Annotated in this window: 13 protein-coding genes and 1 riboswitch; of the genes, 10 read left to right on the top strand and 3 right to left on the bottom strand. The window is 68.3% G+C overall.

Annotated features, from left to right (window positions below; translation table 11 throughout):
- Nucleotides 1-81: 81 nt before the first annotated feature.
- Entirely contained in the window at nucleotides 82-294 is a 213-nt protein-coding gene (locus J3367_RS06690; protein ID WP_009211216.1) for a cold-shock protein, read from the bottom strand.
- Nucleotides 295-614: 320 nt separating this feature from the next.
- On the opposite strand from J3367_RS06690, the gene J3367_RS06685 reads away from it, so the two are divergent.
- Nucleotides 615-2,354 (top strand): DEAD/DEAH box helicase, encoded by a 1,740-nt coding sequence (locus J3367_RS06685; protein ID WP_024350710.1) that lies wholly within the window; start codon nucleotides 615-617, stop codon nucleotides 2,352-2,354.
- An 82-nt stretch (nucleotides 2,355-2,436) separates the two neighbouring features.
- On the opposite strand, the gene J3367_RS06680 is transcribed toward J3367_RS06685, so the two are convergent.
- Entirely contained in the window at nucleotides 2,437-3,567 is a 1,131-nt protein-coding gene (locus tag J3367_RS06680; RefSeq protein WP_024350711.1) for an iron-containing alcohol dehydrogenase, read from the bottom strand.
- 342 nt (nucleotides 3,568-3,909) lie between these two features.
- Between J3367_RS06680 and ugpB the strand changes: the two genes are divergently transcribed.
- The 8 genes from ugpB to J3367_RS06640 all read left to right on the top strand — a co-directional run bounded on the left by ugpB (nucleotide 3,910) and on the right by J3367_RS06640 (nucleotide 13,134).
- Entirely contained in the window at nucleotides 3,910-5,217 is a 1,308-nt protein-coding gene (gene ugpB, locus J3367_RS06675) for a sn-glycerol-3-phosphate ABC transporter substrate-binding protein UgpB (protein ID WP_024350712.1), read from the top strand.
- Between the two features lie 108 nt (nucleotides 5,218-5,325).
- Nucleotides 5,326-6,207: a sn-glycerol-3-phosphate ABC transporter permease UgpA gene (ugpA, locus tag J3367_RS06670; RefSeq protein ID WP_009211220.1), complete on the top strand. Its 882-nt coding sequence runs from the start codon at nucleotides 5,326-5,328 to the stop codon at nucleotides 6,205-6,207.
- Nucleotides 6,208-6,225: 18 nt separating this feature from the next.
- Nucleotides 6,226-7,074 carry a sn-glycerol-3-phosphate ABC transporter permease UgpE gene (gene ugpE, locus J3367_RS06665; protein ID WP_009211221.1) on the top strand — a complete coding sequence of 283 codons (849 nt, stop codon included), beginning with the start codon at nucleotides 6,226-6,228 and terminating at the stop codon, nucleotides 7,072-7,074.
- A 2-nt stretch (nucleotides 7,075-7,076) separates the two neighbouring features.
- Nucleotides 7,077-8,150 (top strand): sn-glycerol-3-phosphate import ATP-binding protein UgpC, encoded by a 1,074-nt coding sequence (locus J3367_RS06660; protein WP_024350713.1) that lies wholly within the window; start codon nucleotides 7,077-7,079, stop codon nucleotides 8,148-8,150.
- A 124-nt stretch (nucleotides 8,151-8,274) separates the two neighbouring features.
- Nucleotides 8,275-8,364, top strand: a riboswitch (glycine riboswitch).
- 150 nt (nucleotides 8,365-8,514) lie between these two features.
- Nucleotides 8,515-9,810, top strand: a complete 1,296-nt coding sequence (locus tag J3367_RS06655; protein WP_024350714.1) for a D-amino acid dehydrogenase — start codon at nucleotides 8,515-8,517, stop codon at nucleotides 9,808-9,810.
- A gap of 127 nt (nucleotides 9,811-9,937) precedes the next feature.
- Entirely contained in the window at nucleotides 9,938-10,771 is an 834-nt protein-coding gene (locus J3367_RS06650) for an N-acetylmuramidase domain-containing protein (protein ID WP_024350715.1), read from the top strand.
- A gap of 125 nt (nucleotides 10,772-10,896) precedes the next feature.
- On the top strand, nucleotides 10,897-11,640 hold the full coding sequence (otsB, locus tag J3367_RS06645; RefSeq protein WP_024350716.1) for a trehalose-phosphatase: 744 nt from the start codon (nucleotides 10,897-10,899) through the stop codon (nucleotides 11,638-11,640).
- Between the two features lie 78 nt (nucleotides 11,641-11,718).
- Entirely contained in the window at nucleotides 11,719-13,134 is a 1,416-nt protein-coding gene (locus J3367_RS06640; RefSeq protein WP_024350717.1) for an alpha,alpha-trehalose-phosphate synthase (UDP-forming), read from the top strand.
- Nucleotides 13,135-13,161: 27 nt separating this feature from the next.
- Here J3367_RS06640 and J3367_RS06635 read toward each other — a convergent pair whose 3' ends face one another.
- The gene (locus tag J3367_RS06635) at nucleotides 13,162-14,295 is read right to left on the bottom strand and encodes a YbfB/YjiJ family MFS transporter (protein WP_051141588.1); all 1,134 of its coding nucleotides are present in this window, start codon (nucleotides 14,293-14,295) and stop codon (nucleotides 13,162-13,164) included.
- A 218-nt stretch (nucleotides 14,296-14,513) separates the two neighbouring features.
- On the opposite strand from J3367_RS06635, the gene J3367_RS06630 reads away from it, so the two are divergent.
- Nucleotides 14,514-15,317, top strand: a complete 804-nt coding sequence (locus J3367_RS06630) for a polyphosphate kinase 2 family protein (protein ID WP_024350719.1) — start codon at nucleotides 14,514-14,516, stop codon at nucleotides 15,315-15,317.
- Nucleotides 15,318-15,347 lie beyond the last annotated feature (30 nt).

Genomic DNA, 15,347 nt, shown 5'->3' with positions numbered 1-15,347 from the left:
CAGAGGGCGTTTCGGCGCCTGCCGGAAACCGTCTCGCGACGGGCCCGACGGGGAGCGGACGAAACGGTCCTGCTGGCCGAATTATGCGGGCTGAATGTTGACCGCCTTGGGGCCCTTGCCGCGCGGATCGGGTTCCGTGTCGAAGGAAACCTTCTGATTCTCCGTGAGGGAAGTCATGCCGGAGCGCTCGACGGACGAGATGTGCACGAACACATCGCTTCCGCCCGCATCCGGACTAATGAAGCCGAAGCCCTTGTCCATGTTGAAGAACTTCACCGTACCAGTCTGAGCCATTTTACTACCTGTTTTTCCAGTCGGCGCCGGACGTACCGCCCGCGCGCCGGCACAGAATGGTGGGCAATGACGCGCGATGCAAGCGGGGGCTGTCCCGGAATGACGATATTCCGCTGCGGCAGTGCACAGTGCATGCACCATCGGGACGGCGATCGGTGCGCGAAAACTGCCGGCGCGGGCGGTCCGGACAGCACCGTCAGGCGCCGTTTCGGTTGAGCCGCGGCCCTGCCTGTGCAATAGGGGGCGCGGCTGGGCGGAAATGCCGCCACTCGCGCGCGTGCTCGTTGCCGCCGCCACTGCCGATACCCAAGGATTACCAGATGCCGTTTCGCACGACGAGCACGCCACTCGCTCACGCGCTCGCAGAGCGCGGTTATGTCGACCCGACCCCCGTCCAGGACGCCGTCCTGGAGCCGCAGGCGGCCGACCGCGACCTCCTCGTCTCCGCCCAGACCGGTTCGGGCAAGACCATTGCCTACGGGCTCGCCCTCGCCCCCACCCTGCTCGGCGAGGCCGAGCGCTTCGGCCCGGCCGGCGCGCCGATGGCGCTGATCGTCGCGCCGACGCGCGAACTCGCCATGCAGGTGACGACCGAACTCGCCTGGCTCTACGCCCAGACCGGCGCCGAAATGGTGACCTGCGTCGGCGGCATGGATCCGCGCGCCGAAAAGCGCAAGCTGGCCCAGGGCGCCCACATCGTCGTCGGCACGCCCGGCCGCCTACGCGATCATCTCGAACGCGGCGCCCTGCAGATCGGCGGCCTGAAGGCGCTGGTGCTCGACGAAGCCGACGAGATGCTCAATCTCGGCTTCCGCGAGGATCTGGAGTTCCTGCTGGAGGCCACCCCGCGCGAGCGGCGCACGCTGCTGTTCTCGGCGACGCTGCCGAAGCTGATCTCGTCCATGGCCAAGCGCTACCAGCGCGATGCCCTGCGCATCGAGGCGACGCGCAGCAGCGCCGCCCATGCCGACATCGAATACAAGGCGATCCGCATCGCGCCGAACGAGCTGGAACACGCCGTCGTCAACGTCCTGCGCTTCAATGATGCGCCAAGCGCGATCGTATTCTGCAACACCCGCGAGGCGGTGCGGCATCTGTCGTCCGGCCTTCTGGAGCGCGGCTTCTCGGCGGTGACGCTGTCGGGCGAACTCGGCCAGGCCGAGCGCAACCAGGCCATGCAGGCGCTGCGCGACGGCCGTGCACGGGTGTGTGTGGCCACCGACGTCGCCGCCCGCGGCATCGACCTGCCGGGCCTCGCGCTGGTCATTCACGCCGATCTGCCGAGCGACGCCGAGACGCTGCAGCACCGCAGCGGCCGCACCGGCCGCGCCGGGCGCAAGGGCATCTCGGTGCTGCTGGTGCCGATCTCGCGCCGTCGCAAGGCCGAGCGGCTTCTGGCCGAAGCGCGGATCCGGGCCGAATGGGGCGGTACGCCCTCGGCCGACGCCATCCGCAAGCTCGACGAGGACCGGCTCCTGACCGATCCGGTACTGGCGCAGGAGCCCGGCGAGGACGATCTCGCCGCCGCCCGCAGCCTCCTGGAGAAGCATTCGCCGGAAACCATCGCCGCGGCACTGGCAAGGCTCTATCGCTCGCGCCTGCCGGCGCCCGAGGACGTCTTCGATCCCGGCTTCGGCCCCGACCCGAAGGCCGGCAAGGATTTCGCCGGCAAGGAACGCACGCCGCGCAAGGAGCGCGATCAGGCCAGCGGCCCGATGGTGTGGTTCCACATGGATGTCGGCCGGCGCAACAATGCCGATCCGAAGTGGATCCTGCCGCTGCTGTGCCGCCGCGGCAAGATCACCCGGCAGGAGATCGGCATGATCAAGATCTTCGATCGCGAGACGAAGTTCGAGATCTCCGAGAGCGTCGCCAAGCGCTTTGCCGACGCCGCCGAAGTCAGCGACGGCGACGACATCACCATCTCCCCGACGGGCGCACCGGGCGGGGGCGATGCCGACCGCAAGGGCGGCTTCAGCAAGAAGCCGTTCAACCGCAAGGGCGGCACCGGTCCCGGCAGCGCCAAGCCGCGCCGCCCGCGGCCCAAGCCGAAGGGCTGATCCAGCCAATGACGACCGGGCGCCCGGCGCCCGGTTCGTCAATCCTCGATAACCTCCCGAGCCAGGCGTTGCGCCTTTCGGCTCAATAGGCCTCTTCGAGCAGTTTCAGGAAATCGGCCGCGACGGCCGGCCGCGGATTGGTGGCCGTCGAATGGTCGCGCTCGGCGCCCTCGGCGACGAGGCCGAAACAGTCGCGCGGCACGTTCATTTCCGACAGGGTCGTCGGCATGGCGAGATCGCGGTTCAGCGCGGTGATCGCCGCGGCCAGATCGGCGCCCGCCTCCAGCCCCATCGCAGCGGCCAGCGCCCGGTACTTTTCCTCGGCCGACGGCGCGTTGTAGCGCAGCACCGCCGGCAGCAGGATGGCGTTGATCGTGCCGTGATGCAGGCGCACGCTCTTCAGTCCGCCGAGCGGATGCGACAGCGAGTGGACCGCGCCGAGCCCCTTCTGGAAGGTCATGCCGCCCTGCAGCGCCGCCATCATCATCTCGCTGCGCGCGGTGATGTCGTCGCCGGCCTCCGTCGCCCGGCGGATCCAGCGCATGGCGCGGGCCAGCCCGTCCAGCGCGATCGCCTCGGCCGGCGGATTGTAGCGCGGCGACAGATAGGTCTCGATGCAGTGGGTGACGGCGTCCATGCCGGTCGCCGCGGTCAGTCCCGAGGGCAGGCCGACGGTCAGCTCCGGATCGCAGATCGCCACGCTCGGGATCATGTGCGGCGAGATGAAGCCGAGCTTGCGGCCGTCGTCGAGCGTGACGAGCGCGGCGCGCCCGACCTCGCTGCCGGTGCCGGCGGTCGTCGGAATGGCGATCAGCGGCGGCTTGTTCGCGGTGATCTTCGGAATGCCACCGAGGATCGCGGCGTATTGTTCCAGCGGTCCGGCATGGGTGGCCAGCAGCGACACCGCCTTGGCCAGGTCGATGGGCGAGCCGCCGCCGATCGCCACGAGGCTGTCGCAGCCATGCTCGCGATAGAGCGCCAGAGCCGCGTTGACCGCCGCTTCGGTCGGGTTCTCGGGGGTGCCGTCGAAGACCACCGTGTCGGCAGGCAGGCCGCCGGCCGACAGCACGCGCTCCACCAGCCCCGCCGCGACGATCCCCTTGTCGGCGACGACCATCGGCGTGCGAACGCCCAGTTCGCGCAATTCCGCGCCGAGCAGGCTGGCGGCCCCGACCTCGAACTGGATCTTCGTCAGATAGGTGATCAAGGCCATGCGAATCTCCCCAATGGCATTTTGGCGCGCGGGCCCCTTGCCCCTCCGGCGGACGCGCACGGGGACATGTCCTAATCCTTGCGAACGATTTTGGGAATGCCGCCGCGGCTTGCGCGGCCAACGCTACGCGGTTCGCGCGTAGCAGCCTGAAACCGGCTGATGGCAGCCAGCAGGCGCACGACGTGCGTCAGAACGCGGTCGTTACAGCCGCCAGACCGAGTTTTTCCACTGTCATCGAACCTTCATGCTTGTGTCACCGATCGGTTTTGAAGCACTCCTAGAGAAGCGGCTTGCAACGAGCTCGGCAACAGGGCCCGAGAGTCGCATCAAGGGTGAGGAAACATGATGAACCGCAAAATTCTGGGCGCCGCCGTCGCGCTGGGCGCGCTGGTCGCTGGCGCAGGTCAGGCCGTCGCTGTGACCGAGCTGCAGTGGTGGCACGCGATGTCGGGCGCCAACAACGAAGTCGTCGACACGCTCGCCAAGGAATTCAACGAGAGCCAGGACGCCTACAAGATCACCCCGGTCTTCAAGGGCACCTACCCCGAGACGCTGAACGCCGGCATCGCTGCCTTCCGCGCCAAGCAGCCGCCGGCGATCATTCAGGTGTTCGACGTGGGCACCGGCGTGATGATGGGCGCCGAGGGTGCGGTCATGCCGGTCGCCGACGTCCTGGAAGCCGGCGGCTATAATTTCGACAAGTCGAACTACCTGCCCGGCATCGTCGCCTATTACTCCAAGCCGGACGGCACGATGCTGTCCTTCCCGTACAATTCCTCGTCACCGATCCTGTACTACAACAAGGACATCTTCGAGAAGGCCGGCCTCGACGTCGACAGCCCGCCGGAGACCTGGCAGGACGTGTTCGCGGCCGCCCGCACCATCAAGGAATCGGGCGCGGCCGAGTGCGGCTACACCTCGACCTGGCTGACCTGGATCCACCTCGAGAACTTCGCGGCGTGGAACAACGTGGCCTATGGCACCAACGAGAACGGCCTGGCCGGCACCGATGTCGAGCTGAAGCTCAACGAGCCGCTCTATGTCCAGCATTTCCAGGACATCGCCGATCTCGCCAAGGACGGCGTCTTCCGCTACGGCGGCCGCACCTCGGAAGCCAAGCAGCTCTTCCTGTCGGGCGAGTGCGGGATCCTGACGGAATCCTCCGGCGGTCTCGGCGACATCGTCAAGTCGGGCATGAACTACGGCATCGGCCAGCTTCCCTATGACGCCAATGCCGAGGGCGCGCCGCAGAACACCATTCCGGGCGGCGCCAGCCTCTGGGTCTTCGGCGGCAAGTCCGACGAGGAGTACAAGGGCATCGCGGAGTTCTTCAACTTCCTGTCCCAGACCGAGATCCAGTCGCGCCTGCACCAGGTGTCGGGTTACCTGCCGGTGACCATGGACGCCTACGAGGCGACCAAGGATTCGGGCTTCTACGAGAAGAACCCGGGCCGCGAGACCCCGATCCTGCAGATGATGGGCAAGGAGCCGACCGAGAACTCCAAGGGCGTGCGCCTGCCCAACCTGCCGCAGCTGCGCGACATTGAGAACGAGCAGTTCGAGCTGATGCTGTCGGGCCAGCAGGACGCCCAGGCCGCGCTCGACAAGATCGTCGAACTCGGCAACGAGGCGATCGCCGAAGCGCAGTAAGCGCCATCGTCACCGACGCCGGGCGGTTCGACCGCCCGGCGTTGTTCTGCCTGTCGCCCTTTTCCCGTCGCCACGCGCCATGCGCGGCGGCCCAGTCCCAGAGACGCCGTGTCGAAAGCCGTCTTTCCCAACAAGTGGCTGCCCTATCTGCTGCTCGCGCCGCAGGTGGCGATCACGCTGGTGTTCTTCTACTGGCCGGCCAGCCAGGCGCTCTATCAATCGGTGCTGCGCCAGGACCCGTTCGGGCTGAAGACGACATTCGTCGGCCTCGCCAATTTCCGCTCGGTGCTGAGCGACCCCGGCTATCTCAACGCGGTGAAGGTCACGGCGATCTTCTCCTTCTCCACCGCGATCCTCGCCATGGCGCTGGCGCTGCTGCTGGCGTCGGCGGCCGAGAAGGTGGTGCGCGGCAAGGGCTTCTACCGCACCCTGCTGATCTGGCCCTATGCGGTGGCGCCCGCGGTCGCCGGCATGCTGTGGCTGTTCATGTTCAACCCCGCCATGGGCACCTTCGCCTACATGCTGCGCCGGTCCGGCTACAACTGGGACCCGCTCTTGAACGGTGACCAGGCGATGCTGCTGGTGGTGGTGGCGGCCGCCTGGAAGCAGATCAGCTACAATTTCCTGTTCTTCGTCGCGGCGCTGCAGTCGATCCCGAAATCCCTGACCGAGGCTGCCGCCATCGACGGCGCCGGCTCGACCAAGCGGTTCTGGACCATCGTCTTCCCGCTGATCGCGCCGACGACCTTCTTCCTGCTCGTCGTCAATACGGTCTACGCCTTCTTCGACACTTTCGGCATCATCGACGCGGTCACCGCCGGCGGTCCGGCGCGGGCCACCGAGACGCTGGTCTACAAGGTCTATATCGACGGCTTCGTGAATCTCGACCTCGGCAGTTCGGCGGCCCAGTCGGTGATCCTGATGGCGATCGTCATCGCCCTGACGGCGGTACAGTTCCGCTACGTGGAACGGCGGGTGCACTATGGCTGATCCCCGGAACCACCGCCCATGATCGAGCGCAGCCCCATCGGCCGGCCGGTCGCCCACGTGCTTCTCGTGCTGGGCCTGGCGATCGTCGCCTTCCCGATCTACTACACCTTCGTCGCCTCGACGCAGACGCTGCAGACCATCCTGCGGCCACCGCTGCCGCTGGTGCCGGGCGACCAGTTCCTCGACAATTACGGCGAGGCGCTGTTCGGCGGCGTCGACCGGATCGGCGGCGTCAGCGTCTGGACCCTGCTGTTCAACACCTCGGTGATGGCGCTGGGCATCGCGGTGGGCAAGATCGTCATCTCGATCCTGTCGGCCTTCGCGATCGTGTTCTTCCGCTTCCCGCTGCGCATGACCTTCTTCTGGCTGATCTTCATTACGCTGATGCTGCCGGTCGAGGTGCGCATCCTGCCGACCTACAAGGTGATGGTCGATCTTGGCATGATCGACACCTATGCCGGGCTGATCCTGCCGCTGATCGCCTCGGCCACCGCGACGCTCCTGTTCCGGCAGTTCTTCATGACCATTCCGTCCGAACTGGTGGAGGCGGCGCGGGTTGACGCGGCCGGGCCGATGCGCTTCTTCCGCGACATCCTGCTGCCGCTCTCCAAGACCAACATCGCGGCCCTGTTCGTGATCCTCTTCATCTATGGCTGGACGCAGTATCTGTGGCCGCTGCTCGTCACCAACGACAACCAGATGAACACGATCGTCATCGCCCTGAAGAAGATGGTGTCCTTCGCCGACGCCGATACGCCGTGGCATCTGGTCATGGTGACGGCGATCCTGGCGATCGCGCCCCCCGTCCTGGTCGTCGTCCTGATGCAGCGCTGGTTCGTGCGCGGCCTCGTCGAAGCGGAGAAGTAAACTTGGCAGGCATCGAACTGAGGGACGTGCGCAAGGTCTATGCCGGCAATGTGGAGGCCGTGAAGGGCGTCTCGCTGGATATTCCCGATGGCGAATTCGTCGTCCTCGTCGGCCCGTCCGGCTGCGGAAAGTCGACGCTCTTGCGCATGGTGGCCGGGCTGGAGGCGATCTCCTCCGGCACGATCACCATCGGTGATCGGGTGGTCAACGACCTGGAGCCGGCCCAGCGCGACATCGCCATGGTGTTCCAGAACTACGCGCTCTATCCGCATATGAGCGTGCGCCAGAACCTCGAATACGGCCTGAAGAACCGCAAGATGGCGAAGGACGAGATCGCCCGGCGCGTCGAGGAGGCCTCGAAGGTGCTGGAGATCGCCCCGCTCCTGTCGCGCAAGCCCGGCCAGCTCTCCGGCGGCCAGCGCCAGCGCGTGGCCATGGGCCGCGCCATCGTGCGCGAGCCGGCGGCCTTCCTGTTCGACGAGCCGCTGTCCAATCTCGACGCCAAGCTGCGGGTCCAGATGCGCGCCGAGATCCGGCGGCTGCAGCGCCAGTTCGCCACCACCAGCCTCTACGTGACCCACGACCAGCTCGAGGCGATGACGCTGGCCGACCGGCTGGTCGTGCTGAACGCCGGCCGCATCGAGCAGGCCGGCTCGCCGATGGAGATCTACGAGCGTCCGGCAAGCCTGTTCGTCGCCACCTTCATCGGCTCGCCGGCGATGAACCTCGTGCCGCTCGGCGGCGGGGCCGCGGGCGTTTCCGGCATCAGCGGCCTCGACGACGCCGGCGCGGCGACGGCGTCCGGCGTGACCCTCGGCATCCGCCCCGAGCACATGCGGCTTCTCGCCGATGCGCCGGCCGCTCCGGGCGAATTCGTCTGCGACCTCACCGTCAGCGGCGTCGAGGTGGTCGGCGCCGAGAGCTACGTCTATGGCGCGCTGCCGGACAAGGGTCCGGAGATCGCCGTGCGGGTGGCCGGCTACAGCCATCTGGAGCCGGGCACGAAGGTCCGCGCCGCCGCGCCGGTCTCGGCCCTGCACCGCTTCGACACGTCGAGCGGCCTGCGCATCGACTGAGGCGCGCCGTCAGCGAGCCGCCAACCGCGAGGCTCATACCCGCGCTGCCGACATGGCTGGCCCTGCGCCGACGCCGATACGCGGCCGCTTGCCGGCGCCCCGCGAAAGGCATAGGATAAATGCACAGACGCTAGCGGGAGAGACCGGCCGCAAGGCCGGCGCCGAAGGAGCAACCGCCCCGGAAACTCTCAGGCAAAAGGACCGCCTGCGTCTCTGCAAATTCCGAAGAGCGACGGCCATTCATCGGGCGTCCGCCGAAGGAGAAAGTGGCCGCCGGAAATTCCTCCGCGACTGCGAAGCTCTCAGGCTCATGACGGGAGGGGCATGAACGACGCCCCCGCTGCGGCGGGGCGAAAGGATCGTCATGACCTCCATCGCCGTCATCGGCGCCGGCATCACCGGTGTCACCACTGCCTATCAGCTCGTCCAGCGTGGCTTCGACGTGACCGTCTTCGACCGTCATGCCCATGCCGCCATGGAAACCTCCTTCGCCAATGGCGGCCAGCTTTCGGCCTCCAACGCCGAGGTCTGGAACCAGCCGAGCACCTTCCTCAAGGGCCTGAAGTGGATGCTGCGCAAGGATGCGCCGCTGCTCGTCCATCCCTCGCCCTCCTGGCACAAGCTGTCCTGGATGATGGAATTCGTCCTCGCCGCGCGCAGCTACGAGGCCAACACCATCGCCACCACCCGGCTGGCGATCGCGGCGCGCCGGCATCTGCTGGACGCGGCCGAGCGCGAGGGCTTCGACTTCGACGCCGAGAAGCGCGGCATCCTGCATGTCTATGAAAGCCGGGCGGAGATGGCCCATGCCGCCGGCGTGAACCGGCTCCTGGCCGAGGGTGGCCTGCGCCGCGACGCGGTGACGCCCGCCGAGATCGCCGCCATCGAGCCGACCATCCGCGGGGATTTCGTCGGCGGCTTCTTCACCGAATCCGACTTCACTGGCGACATCCACAAATACACCCGCCACCTGGCCGAGGCCTGCCGGCGGAAGGGCGCGACCTTCGCCTTCGATGCCGACGTGCGCAAGCTCGCCTCGCGCGGCGCCGACGGCGTCGACGTGACCTGGAAGGATGGCCGCCGGCCACAGGACGCGCCGCGCCAGCAGCGCTTCGACGGCATCGTCGTCTGCGCCGGCGTCGCCAGCCGCGCCTTCGCCCGCCAGCTCGGCGACCGGGTCAACATCTACCCGGTGAAGGGCTATTCGGTGACGGTGAACCTCACCGATGAGGCGAGCCGGGCCGGCGCGCCCTGGGTCAGCCTCCTCGACGACCACGCCAAGGTCGTCACCAGCCGCCTCGGCGCCGACCGGCTGCGCATCGCCGGCACCGCGGAATTCGCCGGCGAGAACCGCGACATCAAGGCGGCCCGCATCCGGCCGCTGGTCGAGTGGTGCCGCACGCGCTTCCCGGAGATCGCGACGGTTTCGGTCGTGCCCTGGGCGGGCCTGCGCCCGATGATGCCGAACATGATGCCGCGGGTCGGCGCCGGCCGGGCGGCCGGGGTGTTCTACAACACCGGCCACGGCCATCTCGGCTGGACCCTGTCGGCGGTGACGGCGGACATGATCGCCGGCGAGGTCGAGGCCCGCTATGCCCGCCCGCGTGCCGCCGGTTTCAGGCAGATGCCCGCCGAGACGGACCTGCCGGCCGCCGCCTGACGTTGCGGCTTCGCATACATCCACCCCGACCATTTCGGCCGTCCCTCGCCTGAGGGGCGGCCGTTGTTTTCTCCCCGCCTGCTTCGATCCGGCGACACTGGTCGCGGTGACGGGACGGGAGGGAGCGATGAGGGTGGATCAGGCGGTTCTCGGCGCAGCGCGCCATGTATCGAAGACGAGCGGCATCGACGCGGCGGTGCTGGTCGCCGTCGCGCTGGTGGAAACCAACGCGGTGGCGTTCGCGCGTATCGGCGATCGCCGCGAACCGCTGATCCGCTTCGAGGGCCATTATTTCGACCGGCTGCTGTCGGGGGCGGCGCGGCAGCGCGCCCGGGCGGCGGGGCTAGCCGATCCGCGGGCCGGGCGTATCCGCAATCCCGCCTCCCAGAGCGCGCGCTGGAAGCTCTTCGACTCGGCGGCCGCGATCGATGCGGCGGCGGCCGCCGCGTCGGTCTCCTGGGGCCTTTGCCAGGTGATGGGCTCGCACTGGAAGGCGCTCGGCTATGGCGATGCCGCCGATCTCGCGGCCTCGGCGCGCGCCTCGGCCGAAGGGCAGTTCGAGATCGCGGCGCGGTTTCTCGCCGCCGGACGGCTCGCCGATCGCCTCGTCAACGGCGACGTCGCCGGCTTTGCCCGGCGCTACAACGGCCCGGCCTATCGCCGCAATCGCTATGACGAAAAGATCGCGGCAGCCCTGCGCAAGGCGAGAAGCCTGCTGGGTACGGACCCGGCGACCGGCGAGTTGCGCCGCGGGGCGCGCGGCGACCGTGTCCGCCGGCTGCAGGGCGCCCTCGTCGCCCATGGTCACCGCCTCATCGTGGACGGCATCTTCGGCGCCGGGACCGAGGCCGCGCTGACGAGTTTCCAGGCAGCGCACGGCCTGCCGGTCTCGGCGGCAGCGGATGCCGCGACCATGGCGCGGCTGGGTGTTTCGGCAAAGCCCTGCACCAAGGTCCGCTAGCCGGCGGAGCGGCGATCCGCGCCCGGCGGCACTTCCTCCGGCTCACGCGGTCGGCGAGAAACCGGTCGACTTTCGTATCGATCCTGTGGCCGCGGGCGTTCCGGATGCTATGTACTGCAACCGAGATGGTACAAGAATCCGCATTCCCCCCCGCCCTCGACACGACCCGTCACGCCGTCTTTCTGGACTTCGACGGGACGCTGGTCGAGCTCGTCGACGATCCGCAGGCCGTGGTGATGCAGCCCGCTGCCCAACGGGAGCTGGCCGGCCTTGCCCGGAAGCTGGACGGCGCGCTCGCCGTCGTCAGCGGCCGCCGCATCGCCGATCTCGACCGCTTCCTGTCGCCCGACCGCTTTGCCGCGGCCGGCGTCCACGGGCTTGAGCGTCGGCGCAGCCCCGACGGCGCGGTGGAGATGCTGGCCGGTCCGGAGACCCTCGACCCGGTGCGTGACCGCATCGCCAGCGCGGTAGAGTCCGCCCGGCGCCTGCATCTGGAGGACAAGGACACCGCCCTCGTCCTGCATTACCGCACGGCTCCGGACCTGCAGGATCTGGCCGAGCGCATCATGGCGCAGGCGACCGAAGGCCGCGACGACCTCGTCGTCATGCATGGCGACTGCATCGTCGAGGTGCATCCCGCCGGCATGGACAAGGGCAAGGCCGTCGCCGCGATGATGGAGGATGCGCCCTTTGCCGGCCGCATTCCCGTCTATGTCGGCGACGACACGACGGACGAATTCGCGTTGCGCCACGTGCGCAACCAGGGCGGCGTCTCCATCAAGGTGGGCGGCGCCGAGAAGACCAGCGTGGCGGAGTTCCGGCTGCCGGACATCGCCGCCGTTCACGCCTGGATCGCCGCGGCCTCCTGAGGGAGCGCCGGAGGCTGGACCAAACGGCAATCACGACGACGAAGCCGAAGGCGGCTTTGCAACAGGAGACGGGAGACGATGGCGGACGGGCAGCGGCGACTGGTGGCGGTGTCGAACAGGGTCGGCCCCCTCAATGACGAGGGCAAGGCCGGCGGTCTGGCGGTCGGGCTGTCGGACGCGCTGAAGCGGCGCGGTGGCCTGTGGTTCGGCTGGAGTGGCGACACGTCGGAACAGGGAACCTTCAGCGAAGCCCATACCGAGGTCCAGGACAGCGTGTCGATGACCACCATCGACATGAACCAGGAAGAGCTCGAGGGCTTCTATTTCGGCTATGCCAACCGCTCGCTCTGGCCGCTGCTGCACTACCGGCTCGACCTCGCCCAGTTCGACCGGCAGTCGGAGCGCGTCTACCGCTCGGTGAACCAGCGCTTCGCCGCCCGGCTGGCGCCCATGCTGGACGACGACGACATTGTCTGGGTCCACGATTATCATTTCTTCTTCCTCGGCTCCGAACTGCGCCAGTGCGGCTTCGAAGGCCGCATCGGCTTCTTCCTGCACATCCCCTTCTGCCCGCCGGAAATCTTCACGGCGCTGCCGGCCAGCCACGACATCGTCCGGGCGATGCTTGCCTACGATCTCGTCGGCTTCCAGACCGACACCGACCGGCGCAACTTCCTCGCCTTCTGCATCCGCGAGCTGGGCGGCCAGAAGCTGTCGGACAACCGCATCCGGGTCGGCGACCGGGTGGTGACGGCGCGGGTCTTCCCGATCGGCATCGACGCGCCGGGCTACGAGCGCTTTGCCGTCTCGCCGGAGGCCGGCGAGCACGAGGAGATGCTGCGCGACATGGCCGGCGAGCGGCTGCAGATCGTCGGCGTCGACCGGATGGACTATTCCAAGGGGCTGGTGGAGCGCTTCCGCGGCTTCGAGCGCCTGCTGGAGGATTATCCGGAGAACCGCGGCAACGTGCAGTTCCTGCAGGTGGCGCCGCTGTCGCGGTCCGAGCTCGGCGCCTATGTCGAGCTGCGGCGCGAGCTGGAGGAACTGGCCGGCCATATCAACGGCCGCTTCGCCACCCTCGACTGGACGCCGATCCAGATCATGACCCGCGGCTTCACCCGCCGGGCGCTCGCCGGAATCTACCGCGCGGCAAGGGTCTGCCTGGTCACGCCGCTGCGCGACGGCATGAACCTCGTCGCCAAGGAATTCGTCGCCGCGCAGGACCCCGACGATCCGGGCGTCCTGGTGCTGTCGCGCTTTGCCGGGGCGCGGGCCGAGCTGCCCGATGCGCTGATCGTCAATCCCTACTCCACCGACGATGTCGCGCGCGCCCTGCAGCGGGCCCTGACCATGCCCTTCGACGAGCGCAAGCGGCGCTGGGAGGGCATGCGCGAGGCGGTCTTTGCCGGCACGTCCGAGATCTGGTGCGACACCTTCATCGAGGCGCTGGAAAACGCCGACGCCAGCCTGCCGGAGGACGCGCCGCAGCCGTGATCGGCGAGCGCCGCGAATGATGACAGGTCAGACGGTGGCGGGCCGCATTCGGATCGCCACCGCCAGAGCCACAAGGCCGATCCCGAGCACGGCGGCCGATCCGGCCAGCGCCATGTCGTAATTGCCGTCGCCCGCGACGAGGAAGCCGGCGATCAGCGGGCCGAGCATCTGGCCGAGGCCGAAGCCGGCCGTTAGAACGGCAAAGCCGCGACCGCCGAGACCGTGCCGTCCCAGCGGAATGGTCAGCAGCGTGATGGCCATGAAGGTGCCGCCGAAGAGCACCGCGGCGACGAGCGCCGCCGCGCCGGAGTCCGACACGACCGGCAGCAAGACGCCGACGATCTGCGCCGCATAGGCCGCCATCAGCGCGGCGGAGAAGCCGAAGCGTTCCGCCATGCGCGACCAGAACAGGCAGCTCGGCAGGCCGGCCAGCCCGGCGATGATCCAGACCCAGTCGCCCATGCCCTCCAGCCCCGGCCGCGACTTGACGATGGCAACAATGAAGGTCGCGAAGACCGAATAGCCGAGGCCTTCGCAGCTATAGTTCAGCATCAGCGGCCAGAACGGCAGCGGGCGTGGCACGCGGCGGCGCGGATCGGGTACCCGCAGCGTGGCGGGCAGGTCGCGCTCGCCGATCTCGATGAAGACGATCGGCGCCAGGATCGCCGTCAGAAGGCCGGCCGCCATCCATAGCCCGGCCGAATCGATGAAGGGCGCGGCGAAATGCACCAGCAGCCCCGATCCGGCAATGCCGATGCCGACGCCGCCGAACATCCAGCTCAGCCGGGCTTCGGCGCCGATTGCGGCGAGGGCTTCGGCGACCATGCCCGCGGCGGCGATCATGGCGAAGGCGCTGGCAAGGCCCGAGACAGTGCGCAGGACCAGCCAGAGCGCCAGATCGTCGGTTAGCCCCATGGCGAAGGTGGTGACGATGCTGGCGACGATGCCGATCCGGAAGGCGGCGAGCCGCGGGGCGCCCCGGCTGATGAAGGTCGCCATCAGCGAGCCGGCGAGATAGCCGGCAAAGTTCGCCGCGGCGACGATGCCGGCGATGTCCGGCCCGAAGCCGTAATCGCGCTGCATCAGCGGCAGCAGGGGCGTGTAGTAGAAGCGGCCGACGCCCATGACGATGGCCAGCGTCAGGAAACCGCCGAGGAGCATTCGATTGGTCGGGTGCATGGCACGCACTGGTCATGTGGAGCGAGCACGGCGCTCGGTTGGCCGCTTGTAGGCCAGATGTCCACGAGACGATATGCCCAGCCGCGCATGCGGCCCTGCCCGCCAGCGCATGGCCGCCCCTGCGTTGGACAGCGCTCTTCGGAATCGGTGGCGTCCGCCCTAGTTGCGGACGCCATACACCAACGGGATGTGAGGACGGCATGGACGATCAGAGCGGCAAGCGGCGCCTCGAAGCGCTCGACATGAGCGCCAAGCTGGGCGGCAAGGAATACGACGCCCGGCTCGAGGCCGTGCAGCTTCGCTTCCGACAGATCCAGCAGGCCTATCTGAACAGCAAGGAAAAGGCCGTTGTCGTCTTCGAGGGCTGGGACGCGGCCGGCAAGGGCGGCGCGATCCGCCGCATGGCCGCCGTCATGGATCCGCGCGGCTTCAAGGTCTGGCCGATCGCCGCTCCGACGCCGACCGAATTGTCGCATCATTACCTGGCACGGTTCTGGTCGCGCCTGCCGGCCAAGGGCGAGATCGCCGTCTTCGACCGCTCCTGGTACGGTCGCGTGCTGGTCGAGCGGGTGGAGGGCTTTGCCAGCGAGCCGGAATGGCGCCGGGCCTATGACGAGATCAACGGCTTCGAGAAGCTGCTGGTCGACGACGGCGTGAAGATCGCCAAGATCTTCCTCTATATCGACCGCGACGAGCAGCTCGACCGCTTCGAGCGGCGCCTGCACGACCCGTTGAAGCGCTGGAAGCTGTCCTACGAGGATTTCCGCAATCGCGACAAATGGGACGAGTATCTGACGGTGGCCGACGACATGCTGGATCGCACCGATACGGCCGCCGCGCCCTGGACGGTGATCGCCGCCAACAGCAAGAAATATGCGCGGGTCACGGCTCTGGAGACCATTGCGGACCGGCTGTCGGCCGGGGTGAACCTCGCACCGGCCGAGCTGGACCCGGAGCTCGAGAAGCGCTTCACCGCCGAGATCGCGGCGGCGAAGCCCGGCTGACCGGGCGTGCCGTGACGGCAACGCGAGCGG

The sequence above is a fragment of the Aurantimonas sp. NFXS3 genome (assembly GCF_049132005.1).
In the GTDB taxonomy this organism is placed as follows: Bacteria; Pseudomonadota; Alphaproteobacteria; order Rhizobiales; family Rhizobiaceae; genus Aurantimonas; species Aurantimonas coralicida.
Note: the sequence above shows the minus strand (reverse complement) of the source record. Positions and strands in the feature narration are given on the sequence as shown.